Source organism: Burkholderia sp. Ac-20344 (assembly GCF_017104975.1).
In the GTDB taxonomy this organism is placed as follows: domain Bacteria; phylum Pseudomonadota; class Gammaproteobacteria; order Burkholderiales; family Burkholderiaceae; genus Burkholderia.
In genome coordinates, this window is the sequence record NZ_JAAGPP010000070.1 from 1 (window position 1) to 23,200 (window position 23,200).

Annotated in this window: 24 protein-coding genes; 18 read left to right on the forward strand and 6 right to left on the reverse strand. The window is 67.8% G+C overall.

The annotated features are described in order from the left end of the window. Positions 1 to 21: 21 nt before the first annotated feature. From G3N64_RS21350 to G3N64_RS21365, 4 genes are all read right to left on the reverse strand, one after another. Complete coding sequence (locus G3N64_RS21350; protein WP_205785696.1) at positions 22 to 2,106, reverse strand: FUSC family protein; 2,085 nt, start codon at positions 2,104 to 2,106, stop codon at positions 22 to 24. After that, positions 2,087 to 3,136, reverse strand: a complete 1,050-nt coding sequence (gene mdtN, locus G3N64_RS21355) for a multidrug transporter subunit MdtN (protein WP_205785697.1) — start codon at positions 3,134 to 3,136, stop codon at positions 2,087 to 2,089. The genes G3N64_RS21350 and mdtN overlap by 20 nt, the downstream gene beginning before the upstream one ends. Beyond that, positions 3,133 to 3,426 (reverse strand): hypothetical protein, encoded by a 294-nt coding sequence (locus G3N64_RS21360; RefSeq protein WP_205785698.1) that lies wholly within the window; start codon positions 3,424 to 3,426, stop codon positions 3,133 to 3,135. The genes mdtN and G3N64_RS21360 overlap by 4 nt, the downstream gene beginning before the upstream one ends. Positions 3,427 to 3,692: 266 nt before the next feature. Further along, positions 3,693 to 3,995 (reverse strand): hypothetical protein, encoded by a 303-nt coding sequence (locus tag G3N64_RS21365; protein WP_205785699.1) that lies wholly within the window; start codon positions 3,993 to 3,995, stop codon positions 3,693 to 3,695. Positions 3,996 to 4,286: 291 nt separating this feature from the next. Here G3N64_RS21365 and G3N64_RS21370 point away from each other — a divergent pair, with 291 nt between their 5' ends. After that, positions 4,287 to 5,435, forward strand: coding sequence for a metallophosphoesterase (locus G3N64_RS21370; protein WP_205785700.1), 1,149 nt, complete (start codon positions 4,287 to 4,289; stop codon positions 5,433 to 5,435). Positions 5,436 to 5,519: 84 nt separating this feature from the next. On the opposite strand, the gene G3N64_RS21375 is transcribed toward G3N64_RS21370, so the two are convergent. Beyond that, complete coding sequence (locus G3N64_RS21375) at positions 5,520 to 6,107, reverse strand: malonic semialdehyde reductase (protein WP_205785701.1); 588 nt, start codon at positions 6,105 to 6,107, stop codon at positions 5,520 to 5,522. A gap of 248 nt (positions 6,108 to 6,355) precedes the next feature. On the opposite strand from G3N64_RS21375, the gene G3N64_RS21380 reads away from it, so the two are divergent. From G3N64_RS21380 to G3N64_RS21400, 4 genes are all read left to right on the forward strand, one after another. Beyond that, positions 6,356 to 6,961 (forward strand): alpha-ketoglutarate-dependent dioxygenase AlkB, encoded by a 606-nt coding sequence (locus G3N64_RS21380; RefSeq protein WP_205785702.1) that lies wholly within the window; start codon positions 6,356 to 6,358, stop codon positions 6,959 to 6,961. 340 nt (positions 6,962 to 7,301) lie between these two features. Further along, the gene (locus tag G3N64_RS21385; protein WP_174911594.1) at positions 7,302 to 7,508 is read left to right on the forward strand and encodes a hypothetical protein; all 207 of its coding nucleotides are present in this window, start codon (positions 7,302 to 7,304) and stop codon (positions 7,506 to 7,508) included. A gap of 399 nt (positions 7,509 to 7,907) precedes the next feature. Then, positions 7,908 to 8,387 (forward strand): type 6 secretion system effector deamidase TecA, encoded by a 480-nt coding sequence (gene tecA / locus G3N64_RS21395; RefSeq protein WP_205785703.1) that lies wholly within the window; start codon positions 7,908 to 7,910, stop codon positions 8,385 to 8,387. Positions 8,388 to 8,666: 279 nt separating this feature from the next. Beyond that, the gene (locus G3N64_RS21400) at positions 8,667 to 9,560 is read left to right on the forward strand and encodes an IclR family transcriptional regulator (RefSeq protein ID WP_205785704.1); all 894 of its coding nucleotides are present in this window, start codon (positions 8,667 to 8,669) and stop codon (positions 9,558 to 9,560) included. Positions 9,561 to 9,665: 105 nt separating this feature from the next. Here G3N64_RS21400 and G3N64_RS21405 read toward each other — a convergent pair whose 3' ends face one another. Then, entirely contained in the window at positions 9,666 to 10,745 is a 1,080-nt protein-coding gene (locus G3N64_RS21405) for a porin (protein WP_205785705.1), read from the reverse strand. Positions 10,746 to 11,189: 444 nt separating this feature from the next. On the opposite strand from G3N64_RS21405, the gene G3N64_RS21410 reads away from it, so the two are divergent. From G3N64_RS21410 to G3N64_RS21470, 13 genes are all read left to right on the forward strand, one after another. Continuing rightward, positions 11,190 to 11,507 carry a non-heme iron oxygenase ferredoxin subunit gene (locus G3N64_RS21410; protein WP_021161517.1) on the forward strand — a complete coding sequence of 106 codons (318 nt, stop codon included), beginning with the start codon at positions 11,190 to 11,192 and terminating at the stop codon, positions 11,505 to 11,507. Position 11,508: 1 nt separating this feature from the next. Next, the gene (locus G3N64_RS21415) at positions 11,509 to 11,820 is read left to right on the forward strand and encodes a recombinase-like helix-turn-helix domain-containing protein (RefSeq protein ID WP_047849728.1); all 312 of its coding nucleotides are present in this window, start codon (positions 11,509 to 11,511) and stop codon (positions 11,818 to 11,820) included. A 52-nt stretch (positions 11,821 to 11,872) separates the two neighbouring features. Continuing rightward, positions 11,873 to 12,943: an aromatic ring-hydroxylating dioxygenase subunit alpha gene (locus G3N64_RS21420; protein WP_205785706.1), complete on the forward strand. Its 1,071-nt coding sequence runs from the start codon at positions 11,873 to 11,875 to the stop codon at positions 12,941 to 12,943. After that, positions 12,936 to 13,706, forward strand: a complete 771-nt coding sequence (locus tag G3N64_RS21425) for an SDR family oxidoreductase (RefSeq protein ID WP_205785707.1) — start codon at positions 12,936 to 12,938, stop codon at positions 13,704 to 13,706. Before G3N64_RS21420 ends, G3N64_RS21425 begins: the two co-directional genes overlap by 8 nt. A 29-nt stretch (positions 13,707 to 13,735) precedes the next feature. Then, on the forward strand, positions 13,736 to 14,263 hold the full coding sequence (locus tag G3N64_RS21430) for a cupin domain-containing protein (protein WP_205785708.1): 528 nt from the start codon (positions 13,736 to 13,738) through the stop codon (positions 14,261 to 14,263). A gap of 18 nt (positions 14,264 to 14,281) precedes the next feature. Beyond that, positions 14,282 to 15,193, forward strand: a complete 912-nt coding sequence (locus tag G3N64_RS21435) for an alpha/beta fold hydrolase (RefSeq protein WP_205785709.1) — start codon at positions 14,282 to 14,284, stop codon at positions 15,191 to 15,193. Next, entirely contained in the window at positions 15,190 to 16,047 is an 858-nt protein-coding gene (locus tag G3N64_RS21440) for an IclR family transcriptional regulator (RefSeq protein WP_205785710.1), read from the forward strand. Before G3N64_RS21435 ends, G3N64_RS21440 begins: the two co-directional genes overlap by 4 nt. A gap of 76 nt (positions 16,048 to 16,123) precedes the next feature. Beyond that, positions 16,124 to 16,921 carry an SDR family oxidoreductase gene (locus tag G3N64_RS21445; protein ID WP_205785711.1) on the forward strand — a complete coding sequence of 266 codons (798 nt, stop codon included), beginning with the start codon at positions 16,124 to 16,126 and terminating at the stop codon, positions 16,919 to 16,921. Further along, positions 16,914 to 18,581 carry a thiamine pyrophosphate-binding protein gene (locus G3N64_RS21450; RefSeq protein WP_205785712.1) on the forward strand — a complete coding sequence of 556 codons (1,668 nt, stop codon included), beginning with the start codon at positions 16,914 to 16,916 and terminating at the stop codon, positions 18,579 to 18,581. Before G3N64_RS21445 ends, G3N64_RS21450 begins: the two co-directional genes overlap by 8 nt. Continuing rightward, the gene (locus G3N64_RS21455; protein WP_205785713.1) at positions 18,574 to 19,401 is read left to right on the forward strand and encodes an aspartate dehydrogenase; all 828 of its coding nucleotides are present in this window, start codon (positions 18,574 to 18,576) and stop codon (positions 19,399 to 19,401) included. The genes G3N64_RS21450 and G3N64_RS21455 overlap by 8 nt, the downstream gene beginning before the upstream one ends. A gap of 72 nt (positions 19,402 to 19,473) precedes the next feature. Beyond that, positions 19,474 to 20,964 (forward strand): aldehyde dehydrogenase, encoded by a 1,491-nt coding sequence (locus tag G3N64_RS21460; protein WP_205785714.1) that lies wholly within the window; start codon positions 19,474 to 19,476, stop codon positions 20,962 to 20,964. A gap of 18 nt (positions 20,965 to 20,982) precedes the next feature. Further along, on the forward strand, positions 20,983 to 21,945 hold the full coding sequence (locus G3N64_RS21465; protein WP_205785715.1) for a VOC family protein: 963 nt from the start codon (positions 20,983 to 20,985) through the stop codon (positions 21,943 to 21,945). Further along, positions 21,942 to 23,186 carry an FAD-dependent oxidoreductase gene (locus tag G3N64_RS21470; RefSeq protein WP_205785716.1) on the forward strand — a complete coding sequence of 415 codons (1,245 nt, stop codon included), beginning with the start codon at positions 21,942 to 21,944 and terminating at the stop codon, positions 23,184 to 23,186. The genes G3N64_RS21465 and G3N64_RS21470 overlap by 4 nt, the downstream gene beginning before the upstream one ends. Positions 23,187 to 23,200 lie beyond the last annotated feature (14 nt).

The following is a 23,200-nucleotide window of genomic DNA, read 5'->3' on the forward strand; positions in this document are numbered from 1 at the left end:
TGCCCGCCTCTCTTGCGATGTTCAGGTCGGCGCATGGGGGGCAGGCTCCTTCGGGTTGGCTTGCCGTGCGGCGTGGGCGATGTGCGCGAGCCGCGTGTCGATCAGGTTCAGCCGCGCGTCGCGCGCGGGGTCGGTGGGGGCGGCGCCCGGCGGGGTGGCTGGCGGTGCGGGAGTATTTGCCTGGCGCGCGGCTTCGTCGTCGCGCGGTTCGGTCACGCGAGCGAGCTGCGCGCCGATCGCCGCGTCGCCGGGCTTGCGTTCGGCGAGCAGGAACAGCGGGCCTTCGAGCGCGCCGAGTTCCGCGAGCGCGCGCCGCCGTGTGGCGAGCCATGTGGCGGCCGGGCGCACCCACGACGGTTCGTAGTGGACCAGCCCGAGTTCCTGCGCGATCGCGCCGTGGCGCGCGAACGCCTCGGCGGCCAGCGTGCGCCGCTCGGCCGGCTGCGCGACCTGGACGAGGCGCCGCCACTGGTCGATCAGCGCCGCGAGCCCGACGTCGATCTGCTTGCCGATGCTGACGGGCCAGATGCGCGTGAACACTAGATACACGACGACGTTGCCGAGCAGGATGCCGATCGTGCGATCGCGCGCGATCGTCAGGTCGAAGCCGGGGCCGGCGCCCTGGATCACGCACAGGAAAAACGCGAATGCGATCTGGAAGCCGGCATACGCGATACGCGGCGAGCCGAACGCGACCCATGCGGCGAGCCATCCGCCGGCGAACACCAGTGCCATCAGGTGGCCGACCGACGACAGCGATGGCACGACGAATACGAGTGCCGCAGTGCCGAGCAGCGCGCCGACGATGCAGCCGAGGATCCGCAGCGTGAGCTTCTCGACCGTCTCGGCCGTCGAGCCGAGCGACACGATGTAGCAGGTGACGACGCACGTATGGATGCCCGACCAGTCGAGCTGCGAATACAGCAGGTAGCAGAAGATCGCCGCGGCGGTCGTCTTCAGCGCGTAGCGGATGTGGTCGGGATTGGTGCGGGAGTCGGGCAGGAAGAAGCCGCCGCGCGGGGCGGGTGGCGGGGCGGTTTCGGGGGCAGCCGCCGAAGCCGCCGAAGCCGCCGAAGCCGCCGAAGCCGCCGAAGCCGCCGAAGCCGCCGAAGCCGACCCGACATTGGCCGTTGCGGCAGGTTCCGCGAAGTGCGTGATCGCCGCATGGAGATCCGTCGCGGCGACACGCGCGAGCGGCGGCAGCGTGTCGGTCGGCGGCAGCGCGAGTGTCACTTCGACCGGGTAGCCGCCCTGTTCGAGGATGTCGGCCATCTCGTCGAGCGTTGCGGCGATCGGGGTGGCGTACGCGTCGGGCAGCCGCGCGTCCGGTTCGCGATCGGCCAGCGCGACGCCAACGAGCAGCGCGGTGCTCGACGCCACGGCCTGCCGCAAGGCCGCGAAGTCGGCGGCGGACGACGAGCCTTCGAGTTTCGACAGCTTGAGCCACGTGAGCAGCTGCTTGTCGCCTTCGTGCAGGCAGGCATCGAATGCGTCGCGCGCCGCATCGTCGCCGCGCAGCCGCTGCGCGGCGAGCCGCAGGCGCTTCGCGAGCTGCGCGTGCGCGAGCTTGCGCGGCGACGGCGCGATCAGCAGGTTGACGACGATCGCGACGCCGACCGGAATCGCGATCGTCAGCCAGATGTACAGCAGCGCACGTGTCGCGGCTTCGCCGAACGGCGCGAGGCCGAGCTGGTCGAGCCCGAAGCCGACGATCATCGCGAGGATCGCGCCGACGGGGCGCAGCTTGCTGGCCGATGTCAGATACAGGAGGGCGACCGACAGCACGGCCATGCACGCGACCCGCAGGATCGAATAGTCGATGCTGAAGATCGCGATGCCGAGCACGAGCCCGATCACGATCGTGACGATCAGCAGCAGCGCGGCCGCGAGCACGACGCTCGTCACGCGGTCGGCACGGATCATGAAGAACACGACGTATGCGGACAGCGCGGCTTCGGGCGTGCCGTAGGCGGCCGTCACGAGCGCGGTCAGCGCGCAGATCAGCGCGACCCGCACGGCAATCGACGCGCGCCCCGGAAACGGCGCGAGCAGTCGCAGGACTTCGCGCGGGCCCGGCGAGCGAACCTCAGCGGCAGGCAGTGCCATGCCGGACCTCGACGATCGCGCTGGCGCCGACGCGCACGAGCTTGCCGTCGGGTTCGTCGAGCTTCACGCGGACGGGGAAGCGCTGCGCGACGTGCACCCAGTTCACCGAGTTCTGCACGATCGGCAGCGAGCGCGGCAGGTTGATGCGGGCACTGTCGGCGATGCCTGCGCCGATGCCGACGACCTTGCCCGTCAGCGGGCGGCTGCGGTCGATCATCGAATAGACGGTCGCGCAGTCGCCGACTGCGATGCGGCTCAGCGCCGTCTCGCGGAAGTTGCCGACGGCGAACCATTCGCTCGCGTCGATCAGCGTGAAGATCGACTGGTTCGGCGCAAGGGTTTCGCCGGTGAGCACGCTCAGGCCCGTGACGAGGCCGTCGTGCGGCGCACGTACGACGGTGTCGTCGAGCGCATGCTGCGCACGGGCCAGCGCGGCCTCGCGCGCATGCAGCGTCGCGATCGCGTCGGCCTCGTCGCCGATCGTCTGCGCGGACGCGCGCTGTTGTTCCTGTGCCTGCGTGAGCGACACGGCCGCGTCGCGCTGGCGGACCTTCGCCTGATCGAACTGCTGCGCGCTGACGTAGCCCTGTGCGGCGAGCGGTGCAAGCCGGTTCACGTCGCGCGTCGCAAGGTCGTGGTTCTGCGTCGCGCGCTTGACCTGCTCGGCGGCCACGGCCGCGTTCGAGTGCTCGCCGATCAGCGAGCGGCGGCGCGTGTCGAGCGATGCACGCGCGAGCTCGAGGTCGGCCTGCGCCTGCGCAACCGTCAGCCGGTACGGCACGGGATCGATGACATACAGCAGGTCGCCCTTCGCGACGCGCTGGTTTTCATGCACCGCGAGCTGCACGATGCGGCCGCCGACCGGTGACGCGACATGCACGACGTCCGCGTCGATCGACGCGTCGTCGGTGGACGGGTACGCGGTCGTGCGGTAGTACGCGTACACGAGTGCCGCGATGCCGAGCGCGACGATCGCCAGTGCGATCACGCGGCCTTTGACGGAGGGGCGGGCGGTGCCGGCGGCCTTCATGCGAACGGCCCCGTGCCGGTGAGCCACACGATCACGGCGACCACGAGCCCGATCGCCGTGCAGACGGCAAGCTGGTAGGGCACCGTGGCGGCCCAGCCGGTTGAGACGAATACGCGGTGCGCGACGATCGCGCCGACGACACCGACGATCGCGCTGACGAGCCAAAGCGGGAAATACGCGCCGAACAGGACGTACGACGGTGCGCCGCGCGATGCGCAGCCTGCAAGCGGCAGAGCTGGCGCCAGGACGGCGGCGACGCGCAAGGGCGCGCGCGGCGTTGTTTTTCTCATGGTGTGACGAGCTCGACGTTGGGGGTGGATGCCGGGCGCGGCGCAATGCGGATCGTCGCCGCGACGACGATTCCGGGATACGGAGCCGATAATAAATCAGTGCGATGCGGATCGCCAGCCACCCGCCTTGCGCACCGTGGGGGGGCGTTGCCGGTCGGGGGGGCACGTCCACACGTCCGGCAGCGTGTATCGGCAACCGGGGGCGGGCCGGCGCGATTCTGCCAGTGCAAGCTCGCGTAGGGTCGCTCACGGACTGTAAAGGATCGTCAGACGAACGAAGGGGGCTGAATTTGCCGCATCGACAGGGCGGAATCGGCGCGGAAACGGCTGATTGCCGCTCGAACGCACGGGAATTCGATGGAGCCGGCAGGCCGGGGGAGTTGCCGAGCCGGTCGACGCGGATTGCGTACGAAGCGCGCCAGCGCGTCGCAATCGGCGACGCAGATCCGCAGCGGGCGTTCGGCCCGGGTCGTCTGCTCGTCTGTGAGGGCAGCGACGCGCAGTGCCATCGGCTTTGCACGGCGGCGCGCGGTGCTTTCGGGCAACACGCGGACGTTCGCGTCGATCATCGCGCAGGCCGTTTCGACGTGGCTGACCTGAACGGGTAACCGCGGCGGGCGCGCATGTCGGTAACGGGGCGCTTCAGGACCGCATCGACCGCGCTCGCTTCGGGCCGGCGATGAGGCCACGGTCGGGCGTCGTGACGCGCGGCGTCGAAGCCAGGCCGGCGACCGGTCGTCGCAGCCGCGATCTGTGTACCATCGTGCGTATGGCGCGACGCGCCGCACGGAGCCTCACGGCCTCGTGCGACACGTGTCGCGGAAGCGGTAAAGCGGTATCGCAACGAGGGTGAGCGTTCCATGCGAAGTTTCTTTGTCCGGTTCATTGCAATCGGCGTGCTGTTCCATCTGTACGTCGGGATACGGATCATTCCCGATGCGTTCGCGTCGCCGGTCGCGCGCACGATCGCGGCGCTCGTGCTGGCGAGCTTCGTCGTGCTGATCCCGGTCGGCATGTTCTCGCGACGCTTCGACGAAGGCTGGGCCGCGACGCTGGCCGGCTGGGCCGGCTCGCTCGTCATGGGCTTCTTTTCGTCGCTGCTCCTGCTGACGTTCCTGCGCGAATTCGTGCTGCTTGGTGTAGTCGGATGGCGGCATCTCGGGCACGACGGCGCGTGGCTTGCCGCGGCGACCGACACGGCGATTGGTGTGGTGGCCGGTGCGGTGTTCGTCACCGTGATCGGGTTCGTCGGTGCGCGCCGCACGGCAGCGGTCAAGCGCGTGTCGATCCCGGTTGCAGGGCTGCCGGCCGGGCTCGACGGGCTGTCGATCGTGCAACTGTCCGACATCCACGTCGGGCCGACGATCAAGCGGCCCTATGTCGAACGGATCGTGCGCGCGGTCAACGCGCTCGATGCCGATCTCGTCGTCGTGACGGGCGACGTGGTCGACGGCTCGGTCAAGCGCCTGCGCGAGCACACGGCGCCGCTCGGCCGCATGCAGTCGCGGCACGGCAGCTTCCTGGTGACGGGCAACCACGAGTATTACGCCGGCGCGCATGCGTGGATCGACGAATTCCGGCGCATCGGGCTGACGGTGCTGCTCAACGAGCACGTGCTGATCGAACACGACGGCGCGCATGCGGTGCTCGCGGGCGTCACCGATTTCACGGCGGGCGGGTTCGATCCCGCCCATCGCAGCGACCCCGTGCAGGCGCTGGCGGGCGCGCCGCGCGACGTCGGCACGAAGATCCTGCTCGCGCACCAGCCGCGCAGCGCGGAAGCGGCGAATCGCGCCGGTTTTACCGTGCAGTTGTCGGGGCATACGCACGGCGGCCAGTTCCTGCCGTGGCCGCCGTTCGTGCGGCTGCAGCAGCCGGTGATCGGCGGGCTGAGCCGCTTCGGCGATCTGTGGCTCTATACGAGCCGCGGCACCGGATACTGGGGGCCGCCGAACCGCTTCGGCGTGCCGTCCGAGATCACGCTGATCCGGCTGACGCGCGGCGGGTAGGTCGCGTTCCCCCGTTTTGAAAAATGCATTCGTGGGGCCGGTGCAAGCCCGTCATCGGCGGGAGCCGGCCCTGGCCAGCGGCCGTCACTCGATGCGGGCGATGTCGTCGAAGTCGAAGCGCGGGCTGCGCGGGAACAGGCCGGCCGGATCGCCGTAGCCGAGATTCACGAGGAAGTTGCTCCTGACCGCGGTGCCCGCGAAGAACGCGGCATCGACCTTTGCGCCGTCGAAGCCGGACATCGGGCCCGCGTCGAGGCCGAGTGCGCGCGCGGCCAGGATCAGGTACGCGCCCTGCAGCGACGAATTGCGGAACGCGGTGGCCTCGATCAGCGCATCGTTGCCGGCGAACCAGCTGCGTGCGTCGGCGTGCGGGAACAGGCGCGGCAGGTGTTCGTGGAATGCCAGGTCCATGCCGACGATCACGGTGACGGGCGCGGCCATCGTCTTCGCACGATTGCCTTCGGACAGCGCGGGCTTCAGGCGCGCCTTCGCTTCGGGCGACTTGACGAACACGAAGCGCGCGGGGCTCGCGTTCGCCGACGTCGGGCCGAATTTCGTCAGGTCGATCAGCCGGTGCAGCAGCGCGTCGTCGACGGGTTTGTCCTGCCACGCGTTGTGCGTGCGCGCGGTGAGAAACAGTTGATCGAGGGCGGAGTCGGACAGCGTCGTCATGATGGGATCCGGAAGGAAAGCGGCCGCATCGCGCCGGCCGGCAGGGCGGAAGAGGGAAAGCGGCACCGCTCGGCAGGGCAGGCCGCGACACGCCGCGATGATAGCGTGATGCGCGAACGCGCATCGCGGGGCGTGGGGCACGGCGGTTTCCTTGCATCCGCGAATGACAGCGCATGGCGGTGCGCGACGCCGTTGGCTAGTATGCAGGCATGCACTGTTCGCACCGTTCATCGCCCGTTCCTTTCGACATGTCGACGCCCGATCTCTTTGCTGACACGCCCGCGCCCGACGTGGACTGGTACCCGGACTGGCTGGCGCCGCCCGATGCCGATCGCGCGCTGGCCGCGCTGATCGACGAGGTTGCGTGGCGGCAGGACACGATCCGCACGCCGCGCGGACGCATTCCGTTGCCGCGGCTCACCGCATGGCAGGGCGAGCCGGATGCCGTCTACGTGTATTCGGGGATCCGCAACGTGCCGGCGCCGTGGACGCCAGCCGTGCTCGACCTGAAGCGCGCGGTCGAGGCGACGTGCGGCGCGCGTTTCAACAGCGTGCTGCTCAATCGCTACCGCAACGGGCTGGACAGCCTCGGCTGGCACGCGGACAACGAGCCCGAGCTTGGCGATGCGCCGGTGATCGCGTCGGTGAGCCTCGGCGCGATGCGCGTGTTCGACCTTCGCCATCGTGCAACCGGCGTCACGCATGTGTATCGACTCTTGCATGGCAGCCTGCTCGTGATGCGCGGGCGCACACAGGCCGAATGGCAGCATCGCGTGCCGAAGGCGCCGGGCGTGCAGGGCGAGCGCGTGAACCTGACGTTCCGGCGCGTGATGCCGGACGGCATGGGCCGGTAACGACCCTCGTCATCGAGGTGCCCGGATCGCCGAGGGATTCGCGCCCCGTTTTTGCGATTCACGGGCGACCGATGCAGGCAAGCGATCGCGTATGCGGCACGTTGCCGCACGAGCGCTGAACCGTGCGGGCCGAAACGGCGCGGAGGCCCGTGCCATATGGGTTTCAGGAAAATTTGATCGACCGCCCGGTTCCGATAGATGAGTGAAACCTCTGATGGTGCGTCGCAACAATCCTTGACTAGACTGTCGAATGGCAGAAACGCGTCGCATCCCGGCGCGATCCTTTCGACATGCCCCAAGCGTTGCCGACGCGGTGCGCAAGGGGGCAGGAGCAAAACGCGTGACCGTATTCGACCCTTCCTTCGAACCCTCGCTGCACGTCTTTGAACAAGACGGTGGATGGCAATGGGCGCTGACGGTGAAGCGGGCGACCGGCGTCGGCGTGAAAGTCGTCGCGTTCAGCCGGGAAGGCTTTCGCGGCGAAGCCGAGGCTTACGCCGCCGGCCAGCTTGCCCGCGCCGAGTATGACGACGCCGTGACGGCCTGACGCCGTCGCGGCGATCCCGCCCGAGGATCGTCTTCACTGTTCACCCACCGTCCGCCGCTGGGTGGTTTTCCCGATCGTCTTCAATTTTTCCGTGTTCCGCCGGCGGCACCGCGCGCTTCGCGCAACAACGCATGCACCGGGCCGGCGTGGCTGTCCGTCAGCGCCAGCCACGCCCGACGTGCCGCAGGCATGGATCCGCTATGGGCAGCTCGCCGGGCAGCAGTTCCAGACGTGGCTCGAAACCGACGGCGACGCGGCCGACCGTCTGCCCCGCTATCTCGAGGCGCGCGTGCCGTGACGCTGGAGGCCGGATGCCGATGTGGCCGGATATCGTAATACCATATGAGGTTATTGCGTTGGCAGGACGATGATGTCCTGCTTCTTCACAAGGAGCCTCCCATGCAACTCTCCCAGTTAGGCGGGCATGTCGCCCAGTCCGGTTTCGCCGAACGGCAGAAGCACGCCCAGGCGCTGATGTTCGGCATGGCCGACATCAACGAATATGTATCCGGGGGCGTCTGCTACGACGCCGCGGCCTATGTCCGGTATCTGCTGCGCGGTGACGCGATGATCGCGCCCGGTGCGCTGCTCGACACGATCGGCCAGCACTGGCGGACGCGGTTCAACTTCGAGACCGGCGGTGAATGGGACGGGCGCGCGAGCATTCCGGCGGGAACCGCGGTCGGCTTCTCGCGCGGTGGTACGGTCTTTCATGCCGCGATCGCCGTCGGCGGCAGCCGGATCCGGGCGATCAACGGGGGCCGTCTGGGCAGCGGATGGATGTATGCGGTCGACCTGGCGCGGGTGCTCGAGCCGGACGCGGCCGGCGGCTTTACGTATGACCGCGCGAATATCCGGGTTTACTTGTCGCGCCTGTAGGCGGCCCGGCGCCGCCTGCCACGCCGGCCGCCATGCGTCGGCCACGCGTCGCGCACACGGCCGGCTTCCGGCCGTCCGGCGATTTCCGCATGGTGTCGCGCCGTCCATCGCTGCTATCCTCTCGACCGTGAATGACTATTCGTGGGGCCGTGGATGCGCATGCTGCGCTGCGGCGATGCACGCGGGTGCGAACCTGCGTGCGCGCTGAGGTAGCATGGCCACCCGTCCACGCCGATCCATGACCTGTTTCGTGATTGATTTCCTTCCGTCCGTGTCCACATGGCCAAGACAACGATGAGCGGCGCGCCTGAATCCGCGGCGCCCGGCGACGACGAATCGTCCGGCGGCGCGTCGTCCTATCTGGTGCCGGGGCTCGAACGCGGGCTGCGGATCCTCGCCGAATTCTCCGCGCGCGAGCCGGTGCTCGGCGCGCCCGAGTTGTCGAAGCGCATCGGCATTCCGCGCACGACCACGTTCCGCCTGCTGCAGACACTCGAAGCGCTCGGTTTCCTCGAGCGCGTGAACGGCGACCGTTATTTCCGGCTCGGCGTCGGCGTGCTGCGGCTCGGCTTCGAATACCTGAATTCGCTCGAATTGACCGATCTCGGCACCCCCGTGCTCGAACGGCTGCGCGATGCAACGGGCCTGTCGACGCATCTGCTGATCCGCGACCAGCGTGACGTCGTGTTCGTCGCGAAGGCGCAGAGCAACGCATCGATGTTCGGATCGGTGAAGGTGCACGTCGGCACGCGCCTGCCCGCGCATGCGACCGTGCACGGCCACGTATTGATGGGCGACCTGACGCGCGACGCGTTGCGCCAGCTCTATCCGGAAAAAAAGCTCGAGCAGTTCACCGAGCGCACGCCGGGCACCGTCGACGAGCTGTACGAACGCGTGCGCCATTACGCGCGGCTCGGCTATGCAGTCAGCGAGGCGGCATTCGAGAGCGGCATTTCGGCAGTGACTGCGCCCGTACGCGATCATTCGGGCTCGATCGTCGCGGCGATCACCGCGACGGTACCGCGCTCGGAGATCGGCGAGGCCGGCGAGAAGGAGCGGCTCGTCGAAGCCGTGTGCGGCGCGGCGGTCGACCTGTCGCAGCGGCTGAACTATCGTCCGCTCGAAAGCGACCCGACGTTCGCGCACGCGCGCCACAAGGTCGCGATGTTCTGAGTGTGCCGCTGCGCGGCCGGCGGCCGTGCAAATGCAATGCGCGAAAGAAAGAGAGCGGCCCGCGGGCCGCTCTCGTCGTTTCAGGCGGCGAACGCCTGACTCCGTTCAGAACGAGTGATGGATCCCGGTGAGCACGATCACCTGGTTCGCGGTGCTCGACACACCTGCCGTGAAGAGTGCAGCCTTTGCGCCACCCGAGCCGTGCTCGTACAACACGTTCGCATAAAGCTGCGTGCGCTTCGACAGCGAATAGATGTCGCCGAGCTCGACCTGCGTCCAGCGGCGGCCGGCCAGCGTGGTGGTCGCCGCGCCGCCCGCGATCGTGTTGAACGCGCTGCTGCGGTAGTTCACGCCCGCGTCGTAGCTCTGGAACGTGTCCGAAAAGCCGTTCGACTGCATCTTCGTGCGCGTGTACAGGCCATGCACGAGAAAGTCGCCGAACTGGTAGGACGCGCCCGCCCCGATGTTCTCCACCTTGCTCGCGGTGTAGCCGTTCGCGGTGTTCTGCCCCTGGAACGACGTGATGCCGGTCGTGCTGATCAGGATCGAGCGGTCATGCTCATTCGAGTACACGGCCGACGCCTTGAACGGCCCGTTCGCGTAGTTCAGTGCGATGCCGACCGACTTGCCGGTCGAGAAGTTCGTCGTGTTGCCGAGCGCCATCGTCGCCGCGGCCGAGAAGCCCGCGAAGGTCGGCGAGCGGTACTTGACCGAGTTGTTGTACGGCACGTTGCCGGTCGCGGCGAGCCCGTCGATGTTGCCCGGGTGGAACGCGTACCAGCTCATCGCGAGGTAGGCCGTGCTGAGCGGATCGAGATAGTCGAACGACAGCGGCGTCTGGCGGCCGAGCGTCAGCGTGCCGTAGCGTTCCGAGCCGAGGCCGACGAATGCCGCGCGGTTCCAGATCGTGTTCGCGGTCGCGAACTGGCCGTTGTTCGTATAGAAGCCGTTTTCGAGCTGGAAGATCGCCGACAGGCCATTGCCGAGGTCTTCCTTGCCCTTCAGGCCCCACCGATCGGGTTGCGTATTGCCCTGGATCATCGCCCACTTCGCATGGCCGCCGACGTTGTTCACGTACGCGACACCTGCATCCATGCTGCCGTACAGCACCACGCTGCTCTGCGCCCACGCGCCCGACGCGGCGCCCAATCCGATCACTGCTGCTGCTACCGCATGCTTGACCATTTGATCTCCTGAATCTGCAACCTGATGAAAACGTGTCGTGGCGGCGTGCGCGGGAACGGCCGGCCGTCGCGCGTTTTCGCCATCGGGTGGGCATTCTTATGTTCCATATAAGGAACATTGTGCCTCTGATGGAATGGAGTATAGAGGCGTCAGGCACCGGATCAAAAATAAATTTTTCGGGACGGATGGGTGCCGGAGCGATGCACGGCATCGGTGCGCGATGCGTCAAAAAAGCCCGTAAATCCCCGCAATAAAACAAAAAATTACATTCGATAAGGCAGGCGAAAGCGATCGGCGGTCCGCCGGTCGGTGTTTTCCCTAGGGCATGCAGCTTTTTATTTTACTCATGGAAAGTCGCTCCTATAATCACCATCCATAAACTGTTGTTCCGGGTATGGAACAAATCGGAACAAACCGAGAGTCGATCAGAAGGAAGGGTGTGAGATGTCTGAACAATGGGTTTGCGCCGGGCACGCCGGCGCGCTGTCGGAAGACACGCCGATCGAGTTCAAGCGGACCGACGGCGTCGAAATCGGGATCTACCGCGTCGGCGACGACGTGTATGCGCTCGAGAACGTGTGCCCGCATGCGTACGCGCTGCTCACGCAGGGGTTCGTCGACGAAGGCACGGTCGAATGCCCGTTGCACGAGGCCGTGTTCGACATCAGGACGGGCGAATGCCTGAAGGGTCCGGGCGGGCGTGCACTGAAGCAGTACGCGGTGCGTCTGGCGGGCGAGGAAATCCAGATCAAGGTGGAGTGACATGAAAGAAGCGACCGTGAATTTCAATCCCTTCCTGAAGCCGTGGGTGGCGCCGCAGCCGAACAACGTCGCGGGCAAGGGGCAGATCGAGATCCCCGGCCAGGTCGAGAACCAGGTCTGGCAGAACCGCAAGGCCGCACCGACCCAGTATGAAAACGACCTCGGCGATGCGCTCGAACGCGTGTTCGAAGCCGGCGCGGTCGAGCTGGACGATGTCGTAGCGGGCCTGAACCGCATCGGCTTCCGCGCGCCGGACGGCACGGTATGGACACCTGAGCGCTTCCGCGCCGAAATGGCCTCGCTCGCGGAATGACCGCGTAAGCGCCGACCGCCGACCCGACGACAACCGCATCCGGAGCACACTGATGACGTCCCCCGTACAACACGAAGCCCAACACGACCCGGTCCGTGACTATCTCGACCGCGGCATCAAGAACTACTGGTATCCCGTCGCGCCGAGCTGGCAGGTGTCGAATGCACCGGTCGGCCTTACGCGCTTGTCCGAGCAGATCGTGCTGTGGCGCGATCACGACGGCAAGGTTCACGCGCTCGAGGATCGCTGCCCGCACCGCGGCGCGCGCCTGTCGCTCGGCTGGAACCTCGGCGGCAGCATCGCCTGCTGGTATCACGGCATCGAAGTCGACGGCGGCGGCACGGTCAACCGCGTGCCGGCCGTATCGAACTGTCCGCTCGAAGGCACGAAGTGCGTGAAGTCGTATCCGGTCGAGGAGAAGGCCGGCGCGATCTTCCTGTGGTTCGGCGACGAAGCGCACGGCGAGCCGGCGCCGCTGAACCTGCCCGAGGAACTGGTCGACGACGCGTACGGCCACTTCCTGTGCGTGTCGAACTGGAAGTGCAATTACCAGTACGCGATCGACAACGTGATGGACCCGATGCACGGCGCGTACCTGCATGCCACCTCGCACTCGATGGCCGAAGGCGACAAGCAGGCCGACATGCGCGTGCGCAAGACGGAAACGGGCCTGATGTTCGAGAAGATCGGCCAGCGCGACGTGAACTTCGACTGGGTCGAGCTCGGCGAAACGGGCTGCCTGTGGATGCGTCTTGCGATTCCGTACAAGCAGAAGTTCGGCCCGGGCGGCAACTTCGGGATCATCGGCTTCGCGACGCCGGTCGACGGCGACAACTGCCAGGTCTACTTCTGGCGCACGCGCAAGGTCAGCGGCTGGCAGCGCGACGTGTGGCGCTTCATGTACCGCAACCGTCTCGAGGGCCTGCACTGGGACGTGCTCGAGCAGGACCGCTACGTCCTCGAAAGCCTCGCGCCGCATGCGCGCGATCACGAATACCTGTACCAGCACGACGTCGGCATCACGCGCGTGCGCCGGATGCTGCGCCAGCGTGCGCAGGAGCATCTTTCCGCGCTCGACGCGCATCGCGCGGCGCAGGTCGCAGCGGAGCCCGCGAATGGCTAAGCGCACTCCGGTCGTGTCGCTCGCGGGGCGCCGCGTGCTCGTCACGGGCGGCGCACGCGGGCTCGGCGCGGCGTTCGTGAAGGCACTCGTCGAGGCGGGCGCGCAGGTCGCGTTCGGCGACGTGCTGGCCGACGAAGGCCGTGCGCTTGCCGCGCAACTCTCCGAAGCCGGCCATGCCGCGCATTTCTTCGCGCTCGATCTCGCCGATCCGGCGAGCGTCGCTGCGTTCGTCGCGCAGGGCGCGGCGGCGCTCGGCGGCATCGACGCGCTGATCAACAACGCGGCGATCACGAACTCGGGCGGCAAGCTGTCGACGGAGCTCGACGTGTCGACGTGGGACGCCGTGATGAACGTGAACGTGCGCGGCGTGTGGCTCGTCAGCAATGCGGCGCTGCCGTACCTCGCGCAGTCGGGCCGCGGCGCGATCGTGAACCTCGCATCGGACACCGCGCTGTGGGGCGCGCCGAAGCTGCTCGCGTACGTCGCGAGCAAGGGCGCGGTGATCGCGATGACGCATGCGCAGGCACGCGAGTTCGGTGCGCACGGCGTGACGGTCAACGCGATCGCGCCGGGGCTGACCGAAGTCGAGGCGACGGCCTACGTGCCGGCCGAGCGCCACGCGTTCTACCTGCAGGGCCGCGCGTTGACGCGTGCGCAGGTGCCCGACGACGTGACGGGCCCCGTGTTGTTCCTGCTGTCGGACGGCGCGCGTTTCGTGACGGGTCAACTGCTGCCGGTCAACGGCGGCTTCGTAATGAATTGAAGTTTTCACACTGAATGAAGGAGAGGACGATGGCGGACGCCGATCTCGAACGCAAGTCGTGGGACCAGCCGGAAGGCGCAAGCTTCGACGACTGGATGGAAGGGCGCGTGGCGCGCTATGCGACGCGTCGCTACGACTGGGACGCACTGAAGTTCCAGGCCGACTACGACCCGAAGTACCGCCGTGCGCAGATGCGCTACGTCGGCACGGGCGGCACGGGCGTCGCGAAGGACGTCAACACGGTGCCGGCCGGCGGCTTCACGTTCTCGACGATGGTCATCCCGGCCGGCAACATCGGCCCGAGCCACATCCATATGGACGTCGAAGAAATCTTCTTCGTGCTGCGCGGGAAGATGAAGGTGATCTGCGAGCGTGACGGCGAGACGTGGGAAGCGATTCTCGGCGAGCGTGACCTGATCTCGGTACCGCCGGGCGTGTATCGCACGGAAATCAACATCGGCGAGGAAGACGCGCTGATGTGCGTGATGCTCGGTTCGCCGAAACCGATCACGCCGACGTATCCGCCCGATTCGCCGCTCGCGAAGATCAAGCGTTGAGATGGGGCAGGTGAAGCAATGAGTGTCATCGACAAACGTGAACGCGACCGCACCGCGGCGTTCGCCGCGCTGCTCGGGCAGTTTCCCGAGCAGCGTTGTGCGGCCGGCGCGGCGGGCATGATCGGCTACCGTGAGGCTGGCGCAGGCGAGGCCGGCGTGCAGCATGCGGGCCGTGCGCTGCCCGTCGTGCTGCTGCACGGCATCGGTTCGGGCGCCGCATCGTGGGTCCGCCAGCTCGACACGCTCGGCGCATCGCGGCGCGTGCTCGCGTGGGATGCGCCCGGTTACGGCGTGTCGACGCCCGTGCACGGCGCGTCGCCGGCCGCCGCCGATTACGCGGCATCGCTGAATGCGTGGCTCGAGGCACTCGGCATCGAACGCTGCGTGCTGGTCGGTCATTCGCTCGGCGCGATCATCGCGGGCGGTCTCGCCCGCATGATGCCCGCGCGGATCGCCGGGCTGCTGCTGGTGTCGCCTGCGGGCGGCTACGGCAGCGCACCGGCCGAAACACGCGAATCGCACCGCGATGCGCGGCTCGCGATGCTCGCGGAACTCGGCCCGGCCGGGCTCGCCGAGCAGCGCAGCGGCAACATGCTGTCCGGTTTCGCGAACGAGGATGCGCGTGCATGGGTGCGCTGGAACATGGCGCGCATCGTGCCGGCCGGTTACGCGCAGGCCACGCATCTGCTCGCGAACGCCGATCTCGCAGCCGATCTCGCCGGCTTTCGCGGCCGCACGGCCGTGGCGGTCGGTGCGAACGACGCGATCACGCCGCCTGCTGCATGCGAGCGGATCGCCGCGGCCGCGCACGTCGGGTTGCAGGTGATTCCGCAAGCCGGTCATGCCGGCTATGTCGAAGCACCGGCCGCTTATTCCGCACTGATCGACACGTTCTGCCGTCAGTGCGACCAACAGCGGGGAATGGCATGAACGAACCGCTGAAAAATCACGAATCCGAAAACGCGAAATCCGACGCCAACTACGTGGTGCCGGGCCTCGAACGCGGGCTGCGGATCCTCGCCGAATTCACGCCGCGCGAGCCCGTGCTCGGCGCGCCCGAGCTGTCGAAGCGGCTCGGCATTCCGCGCACGACGGTGTTCCGCCTGCTGCAGACGCTCGAATCGCTCGGCTTCCTCGAGCGCGCGGACAAGGACCGCAACTACAAGCTCGGCATCGCCGTGCTGCGGCTCGGCTTCGAATACCTGAGCTCGCTGGAGCTGACCGATCTCGGCCTGCCCGTGATCGAGAGCCTGCGCGATGCGACCGGCTTCACGACGCACATCGTGATCCGCGACGGCCGCGACGTGGTGTTCGTCGCGAAGGCGCAGAGCCAGGCGCCGGTGTTCAGCTCGATCCGCGTGAACGTCGGCACGCGCTTGCCCGCGCATGCGACGACGCACGGTCACGTGCTGATGGGCGACCTGTCGTTGAAGGCGCTGCATGCGCTGTATCCGGAGGGTTCGCTGAACCGGATGACGAACGCGACGCCGGAGACGGTCGACACGCTGTACGAAATGATCCGCGAGGATGCACTGCGCGGTTACGGCGTCAGCAATTCGTCGTTCGAGCGCGGCATCTCGGTGGTCACGGCGCCGGTGCGCAACGAGACGCAGAAGATCGTCGCATGCATCACGGTGACGGTGCCGCGCCCGGAAATCGATGCGGCACTGATCGCCGACGGGCTGATCGACAAGGTGCAGCGCGCGGCGGCGGAACTGTCGCGGCGGCTCAATTACCGCTCGGATGACGAGCACACGTTTCTCAAGGCTTTAGGAGTGAAATGAGACCCCCACGCATGCTTCGCACGCTGCCCCCCGAGGGGGCGGTCAATCCTCTTGGGGCGGCCCGGCGAGGATTGACATGATTCAGATCGATCTGACCGGGCAGGTGGCGGTGGTGACGGGCGGTTCGTCCGGCATCGGCCTCGCGACCGCCGAACGGTTCCTGCAGGCGGGCGCGTCGGTCGCGATTTGCGGCCGCGACAGCGAACGCCTCGCGCGTGCCGAAGCGATGCTCGTTGAAAAATACCCGGGCGCGCAACTGCTCGCCGAGCGTTGCAACGTGCTCGACGGGCAGGATGTGGCCGCTTTCGCGCAAGCGGTATCGACCCGCTTCGGCCGCGCCGACATGCTGGTCAACAACGCCGGCCAAGGCCGCGTGTCGACCTTCGCCGACACGACCGACGATGCATGGCGCGAAGAGCTCGAACTGAAGTACTTCAGCATCATCCGCCCGACGCGCGCGTTCCTGCCGCTGCTGCGCGACGCGCAGGCGCCGACGATCACCTGCGTGAACTCGCTGCTCGCGCTGCAGCCGGAGCCTCACATGGTTGCGACGTCGTCGGCGCGCGCGGGCGTGCTGAGCCTCGTGAAGTCGCTCGCGACCGAACTCGCGCCGCAGCGCATCCGCGTGAACTCGATCCTGATCGGCATCGTCGAGTCGGGCCAGTGGCGTCGCCGCTACGAAGCGCAGGCGCAGGCGGGCGAAAGCTGGGAGGACTGGACTGGCGCGCTCGCCCGCACGAAGAACATTCCGCTGAGCCGCTTCGGCAAGCCTGACGAGGCCGCCTGGGCGCTCTTTTATCTCGCAACGCATCTGTCGTCCTACACGACGGGCAGCCATATCGACGTTTCTGGAGGCTTTGCACGCCATGTCTGAAAAAACCACGGTTGGCGAGCTGATTGCCGCCTTTCTCGAGCAGTGCGGTGTGAAGACTGCATTCGGTGTCATCTCGATCCACAACATGCCGATCCTCGACGCGATCAACTCGCGCGGCAACATCCGGTATGTCGGCGCGCGCGGCGAAGCCGGCGCATTGAACATGGCCGACGGCCTGGCCCGCGTGTCGGGCGGCCTCGGGGTCGCGTTCACGAGTACTGGCACGGCGGCGGGCAACGCGGCGGGCGCAATGGTCGAGGCGCTGACGGCCGGCACCGCGCTGCTGCACGTCACGGGGCAGATCGAGACGCCGTATCTCGACCAGGATCTCGCGTATATCCACGAAGCACCCGATCAGTTGTCGATGCTGGACTCGATCTCGAAGGCCGCGTTTCGCGTGCGTACCGTCGAAACCGTGCTGCCGACGATCCGCGAAGCCGTGCGCATCGCGCAGACGGCGCCGACGGGCCCGGTGTCGGTCGAAATCCCGATCGACATCCAGGCCGCTGAAATCGAATGGCCGGAAGACCTCGCGCCGGCTCATGTCGCGGTACGCGAGCACGACGCCGCACGCGTCGCGAAGCTCGCCGACGCACTGGCGGCCAAGCGCCGCCCGCTGCTGTGGCTCGGCGGCGGCGCGCGCCACGCACGCGAGGAAGTCGAACGCCTCGTGAAGCTCGGCTTCGGCGTCGTGACGAGCGTGCAGGGCCGCGGCGTGCTGCCCGAGGATCATCCGGCGACGCTCGGCGCGTTCAACGTGCACGCGTCCGTCGAAGCGTTCTACAAGACCTGCGATGCGCTGGTCGTCGTCGGCTCGCGCCTGCGTGGCAACGAAACGCTGAAGTACAAGCTCGCGCTGCCGCAGCCGCTGTTCCGCGTCGATGCCGACGCGCTCGCCGACAACCGCGGCTATCGCAACGAGCTGTTCGTGCATGGCGATTCGAAGCGCGTGCTGGCCGAGCTGGCCGACCAGCTCGAAGGCCGCCTGTCGGTCGATCCGCAGTTCGCCGCCGATCTCGCCGCAGCCCGCGAGCAGGCGGTGGCCGACGTGTCGAAGGGCCTCGGGCCGTACAAGCAGCTCGTCGACACGCTGCAGGGCGCCGTCGGCCGCGACTACAACTGGGTGCGCGACGTGACGATCTCGAACAGCACGTGGGGCAACCGCCTGCTGAAGATCTTCGAGCCGCGCTCGGGCGTGCATGCGCTCGGCGGCGGCATCGGCCAGGGGATCCAGATGGGCATCGGCGCGGCGCTGGCGGATGCGGCGGCGAAGACGGTGTGCCTCGTCGGCGATGGCGGCCTGATGGTCAACGTCGGCGAGCTCGTGACGGCCGTGCAGGAAAACGCGAACGTGATGATCGTGCTGATGAACGACCAGTGCTACGGCGTGATCCGCAACATCCAGGATGCGCACTACGGCGGCCGTCGCTGCTTCGTGCAGCTGCACCAGCCCGATTTCGCGCAATTCTGCGCGAGCTTCGGCCTCACGCACTACCGGATCACGTCGCTCGACGATGCCGAAGCGATCGTGCGCGACGGGATGGCGAAGGAAGGCCCGGTGATGGTCGAAGTCGACATGCTGTCGGTCGGCTCGTTCGCATCGTCGTTCGCCGGCCCGCCGGTGAAGAAGGAAGAGCCGTCGGAGCGCCAGTATGCGTAACGGGCAAAAGCGGGCGCACGCACCCGTCGACGTCGCGATGATCGGCTTCGGTGCGATCGGCGCGGCCGTGTACCACGCGGTCGAGCACGATGCGTCGCTGCGCGTCGCGCACGTGATCGTGCCGGAACACCAGCGCGCGGCGGTGCAGGGCGTGCTGGGCGGCGCGGTGGAGGTCGTGTCGTCGGTCGACGCACTGGCCCGCCGCCCCGAGTTCGCGCTCGAATGCGCGGGCCACAGCGCGCTCGTCGATCACGTCGTGCCGCTGCTGAAGGCCGGCACCGATTGCGCGGTCGCATCGATCGGCGCGCTGTCCGACCTCGCGCTGCTCGACGTGCTCGCGCAGGCGGCCGACGAAGGCGACGCGACGGTGACGCTGCTGTCCGGCGCGATCGGCGGGATCGACGCGCTGGCGTCCGCGAAGCAGGGCGGCCTCGACGAAGTGCTGTACGTGGGCCGCAAGCCGCCGCTCGGCTGGCTCGGCACGCCCGCCGAGGCACTGTGCGACCTGCGCGCGATGACCGAGGAAAAGGTGATCTTCGAAGGCAGCGCGCGCGATGCCGCGCGCCTGTATCCGAAGAACGCGAACGTCGCGGCGACCGTCGCGCTCGCGGGCCTCGGCCTCGACGCGACGCACGTGCGCCTGATTGCCGATCCGGCCGTCGCGCGCAACGTGCACCGCATCACCGCGCGCGGCGCATTCGGCGAGATGTCGCTGGAAATGAGCGGCAAGCCGCTGCCCGACAACCCGAAGACGTCCGCGCTGACGGCGTACAGCGCGATCCGCGCGCTGCGCAACCGCGCGGCCCGCTGCGTGATCTGACCGGGCCATTGAATGTCCGCCCGCGCCACGGCGAGGGCGGACGTGCAGAGACAGATTTGTGGGACTTGTGACATGACTCCTTTCGATACGAGCCTCGTACCCGACGGCAACATCCTGGTCGGCGGCGAATGGCGCCGCGGCCGCGGCGCGCCTTACGCGAGCATCTATCCGGCCGACCAGTCGCTGAACATGGAAGTGTCGACCGCGAACGCGGAAGACGCGGCCGAAGCCGTCGAGGCTGCCGACGCCGCCTGGCGCCGCGCCGACTGGGCCGGGCTGAAGCCGCACCTGCGTGCGCAGGTGCTGTATCGCATCGCCGATCTGATCATGCAGCGCCACGAAGCGCTCGCGAACCTGCAGCGCCGCGACAACGGCAAGCCGATCGGCGAGACGCGCGTGCTGGTGGCGAGCGCCGCGAACACGTTCCGCTATTTCGCGGCGTGCCTCGAAACGCTCGACGAAGAGTTGACGCCGTCGCGCGGCGACTACCTGACGATGAGCGTGTACGAGCCGATCGGCGTGATCGCGGCGATCACGCCTTGGAATTCGCCGATCGCGTCCGATGCGCAGAAGCTTGCGCCGGCGCTGGCGGGCGGCAACGCGGTGGTGCTGAAGCCGGCCGAAGTCACGCCGCTCGTGTCGCTGGCGCTGGCTCGCATCTGCGAGGAAGCCGGCGTGCCGAAGGGCGTGCTGAGCGTGCTGCCGGGCAAGGGCTCGGTGATCGGCGACGTGCTCGTGCGTCATCCGCTGGTGAAGAAGGTGTCGTTCACCGGCGGCACCGAAGTGGGCCGCGGCATCGCGCGCATCGCGGCCGAGAAGCTGATGCCCGTGTCGCTCGAACTCGGCGGCAAGTCGCCGACGATCGTATGCGACGACGCCGATCTCGATCACGCGGTCAACGGCGTGCTGTACGGCATCTTCAGCTCGTCGGGCGAAGCGTGCATCGCGGGTTCGCGACTGTTCGTGCAGCGTTCGGTGTACGACGAATTCATGAAGCGCCTGGTCGCGGGCGCACGCAAGCTGCGTGTGGGCGACCCGACGCGGCCCGACACGCAGATGGGGCCGCTGATCACCGCAAAGCATCGCGAATCGGTGGAACGCTACGTGGCGCTCGGTCTCGAGGAAGGCGGCCGCCTGCTGTGCGGTGGCGAGCGGCCGTCGGGCGACGGGCGCGAGCACGGCTTCTTCTATCAGCCGACGATTCTCGAAGGCCTGCCGAACAGCGCGCGCATCTGCCAGGAAGAAATCTTCGGCCCCGTGCTCGTCGCGATGCCGTTCGACGACGAAGCGTCGCTGATCGCGCAGGCGAACGACAGCGTGTTCGGCCTGGCGGCCGGCATCTGGACGCGCGACTACAAGCGCGCCTGGCGTATCGCGCGTGCGCTGGAGACGGGCACCGTCTGGATCAATACGTACAAGCTGTTCTCGATCTCCACGCCGTTCTCGGGCTGGAAGGAGAGCGGAATGGGGCGCGAGAAGGGGCGCCTCGGCATCCGCGAGTACATGCAGCAGAAGAGCCTCTACTGGGGCTTGAACGACGCGCCGCTGCCGTGGGCGAACTGAGCGAAGGGGAATGACGCAATGAGCATTTTGGGAATCGAGCAGATCACGTACGGCGTCGACGATCTCGCGACCTGCCGGCGCTTTTTCGCCGACTGGGGGATGAAGGAAATCTCGCACGACGACTCGCGCGCACGCTTCGAGACGTTGAACGGCTGCACCGTGCTGGCCGTCAAGGCCGACGATCCGGCGCTGCCGCCCGCGTTCGAAGCGGGCCCGACGCTGCGGGAAGTCACGTGGGGCGTCGCGACGCAGCAGGAACTCGATGCACTGCGCACGAAGCTGGCCGGCCAGCCCGGCTATTACGCGCAGGACGATGCGGTCGGTTGCATCGACCCGAACGGGATGGCGATCCGTGTCGAAGTCACGCGCAAGCGTGAACTCGACATCACGGGCTCGCCGTCGAACGTGTGGGGCCAGGCGCTGCGTGTCGACCAGCCGAGCCCGATCTATGCGCGCGCGGAGCCGGTCGAGGTCGGCCATGTCGTGTTCTTCACGAACTGTCTCGATGCGCAGGAAAAGTTCTATCACGAGTTGCTGGGCTTCGAGACGTCGGACCGCTATCCGGGCCGCGGTGCATTCATGCGCTGCGCGCCGCACGGCGGTCACCACGACCTGTTCCTGCTCGCTTTGCCGAACGGTAAACGCGGCCTGAACCATGTCGCGTTCACCGTGCGCGACATCCACGAGGTGTTCGGCGGCGGCATGCACATCGACCGCTGCGGCTGGGAAACGCAACTAGGCCCGGGCCGTCACCCGGTGTCGTCGGCGTACTTCTGGTACTTCCAGAACCCGGCCGGCGGCCTGATCGAGTACTACGCGGACGAAGACGTGCTGACGCCCGAGTGGCAGCCGCGCGAATTCGAGCCGGGGCCGACCGTGTTCGCCGAATGGGCCGTCGACGGCGGCCTCGACGGCAATACACGCCGGCAGAAGAACGCGAAGGCGCCGGAAGGCAAGTTCATGACGGAGCGAAAATCGTGAGCGAAACGAACTCGCAGGAATCGGCCGCGCCGGGCACGGTCGTCGTGATCGGCGGCGGCCAGGCTGCCGGCTGGGTGCTGAAGACGCTGCGCGCGGAAGGCTTTGCGGGCCGCCTCGTGATGATCGCGGACGAGCCGCATCTGCCGTACGAGCGCCCGCCACTGTCGAAGGCCGTGCTGGCCGGCGACGCCGACATCGAAACCGTGCGTGTCGTGCGCCCGGACGAATTCGACGCGCTGAACGTCGAAGCGTGGCAGCCGGAACGCGCCGCGTCGATCGACCGTGCGCGCCGCGTCGTGACAACCGAAAGCGGCCGCGAGATCGAATACGACCGCCTCGTGATCGCGACCGGCGGCACGTCGCGCCGCCTGCCGGACGCGCTCGTGAAGACGCCGAACCTGCATTACCTGCGCACGCTCGACGAAGCGGCCGCGCTCGGCGAGAAGCTGCGCGCGAGCCAACGCGTGCTCGTGATCGGCGGCGGCTGGATCGGCCTCGAAGTCGCGGCGACCGCGCGCAAGCTTGGTGTCGAAGCGGTCGTCGTCGAAGGTGCGCCGCGGCTGTGCGGCCGCTCGGTGCCGCAGATCGTGTCGGATTTCCTGCTCGACCTGCATCGCGCGAACGGCGTCGACGTGCGGCTCGGCGCGGCGCTCGCATCGCTCGACGCGCTGCCGGACGACGCATCGAAGGTGCGCGCGACGCTCGCCGACGGCACGACGATCGACGCCGATTTCGCGGTGGCCGGCATCGGCCTCGCGCTGAACGCGTCGCTCGCGAGCGATGCGGGGCTGGCGATCGACGACGGCATCGTCGTCGACGAATTCGGCGCGACGAGCGACCCGGCGATCTTCGCATGCGGCGACGTCGCGAACCATCACAACGGCTGGCTGAAGCGGCGCGTGCGGCTCGAATCGTGGGCCAACGCGCAGAACCAGGCGATCGCGGCCGCGAAGGCCGTGCTGGGCGTGCGTGCGCCGTACGCGGAGATTCCGTGGTTCTGGTCCGATCAGTACGACGTGAACCTGCAGATCCTCGGCGATCTGCCGGCCGATGCGCAGCTCGTCGTGCGCGGCGAGCTTGCCGCACGACGCGCGACGCTGTTTTTCGTGGGCGAAGGACACGTGAGAGGTGTCATCGCCGTGAACAACGCACGTGAGTTGAAGCTCGCGCGCAAGTGGATGAACCAGGGCCGGGCAGTGGATACGGAAGCCCTGGCGGACACGACCAAAGCGCTTGCCTGACTGGCCGGAACGGC

What these genes read in the sequence shown, in the direction of transcription:
- mdtN (WP_205785697.1), bottom strand. Translation starts at nt 3,136, where the DNA reads ATGAAGGCCGCCGGCACCGCCCGCCCCTCCGTCAAAGGCCGCGTGATC.
- G3N64_RS21360 (WP_205785698.1), bottom strand. Translation starts at nt 3,426, where the DNA reads ATGAGAAAAACAACGCCGCGCGCGCCCTTGCGCGTCGCCGCCGTCCTG.
- G3N64_RS21420 (WP_205785706.1), top strand. Translation starts at nt 11,873, where the DNA reads ATGACGTCCCCCGTACAACACGAAGCCCAACACGACCCGGTCCGTGAC.
- G3N64_RS21400 (WP_205785704.1), top strand. Translation starts at nt 8,667, where the DNA reads ATGGCCAAGACAACGATGAGCGGCGCGCCTGAATCCGCGGCGCCCGGC.
- G3N64_RS21450 (WP_205785712.1), top strand. Translation starts at nt 16,914, where the DNA reads ATGTCTGAAAAAACCACGGTTGGCGAGCTGATTGCCGCCTTTCTCGAG.
- G3N64_RS21460 (WP_205785714.1), top strand. Translation starts at nt 19,474, where the DNA reads ATGACTCCTTTCGATACGAGCCTCGTACCCGACGGCAACATCCTGGTC.
- G3N64_RS21435 (WP_205785709.1), top strand. Translation starts at nt 14,282, where the DNA reads ATGAGTGTCATCGACAAACGTGAACGCGACCGCACCGCGGCGTTCGCC.
- G3N64_RS21425 (WP_205785707.1), top strand. Translation starts at nt 12,936, where the DNA reads ATGGCTAAGCGCACTCCGGTCGTGTCGCTCGCGGGGCGCCGCGTGCTC.
- G3N64_RS21380 (WP_205785702.1), top strand. Translation starts at nt 6,356, where the DNA reads ATGTCGACGCCCGATCTCTTTGCTGACACGCCCGCGCCCGACGTGGAC.
- G3N64_RS21415 (WP_047849728.1), top strand. Translation starts at nt 11,509, where the DNA reads ATGAAAGAAGCGACCGTGAATTTCAATCCCTTCCTGAAGCCGTGGGTG.
- G3N64_RS21465 (WP_205785715.1), top strand. Translation starts at nt 20,983, where the DNA reads ATGAGCATTTTGGGAATCGAGCAGATCACGTACGGCGTCGACGATCTC.
- G3N64_RS21370 (WP_205785700.1), top strand. Translation starts at nt 4,287, where the DNA reads ATGCGAAGTTTCTTTGTCCGGTTCATTGCAATCGGCGTGCTGTTCCAT.
- G3N64_RS21405 (WP_205785705.1), bottom strand. Translation starts at nt 10,745, where the DNA reads ATGGTCAAGCATGCGGTAGCAGCAGCAGTGATCGGATTGGGCGCCGCG.
- G3N64_RS21350 (WP_205785696.1), bottom strand. Translation starts at nt 2,106, where the DNA reads ATGGCACTGCCTGCCGCTGAGGTTCGCTCGCCGGGCCCGCGCGAAGTC.
- G3N64_RS21375 (WP_205785701.1), bottom strand. Translation starts at nt 6,107, where the DNA reads ATGACGACGCTGTCCGACTCCGCCCTCGATCAACTGTTTCTCACCGCG.
- tecA (WP_205785703.1), top strand. Translation starts at nt 7,908, where the DNA reads ATGCAACTCTCCCAGTTAGGCGGGCATGTCGCCCAGTCCGGTTTCGCC.
- G3N64_RS21365 (WP_205785699.1), bottom strand. Translation starts at nt 3,995, where the DNA reads ATGATCGACGCGAACGTCCGCGTGTTGCCCGAAAGCACCGCGCGCCGC.
- G3N64_RS21455 (WP_205785713.1), top strand. Translation starts at nt 18,574, where the DNA reads ATGCGTAACGGGCAAAAGCGGGCGCACGCACCCGTCGACGTCGCGATG.
- G3N64_RS21445 (WP_205785711.1), top strand. Translation starts at nt 16,124, where the DNA reads ATGATTCAGATCGATCTGACCGGGCAGGTGGCGGTGGTGACGGGCGGT.
- G3N64_RS21440 (WP_205785710.1), top strand. Translation starts at nt 15,190, where the DNA reads ATGAACGAACCGCTGAAAAATCACGAATCCGAAAACGCGAAATCCGAC.
- G3N64_RS21410 (WP_021161517.1), top strand. Translation starts at nt 11,190, where the DNA reads ATGTCTGAACAATGGGTTTGCGCCGGGCACGCCGGCGCGCTGTCGGAA.
- G3N64_RS21430 (WP_205785708.1), top strand. Translation starts at nt 13,736, where the DNA reads ATGGCGGACGCCGATCTCGAACGCAAGTCGTGGGACCAGCCGGAAGGC.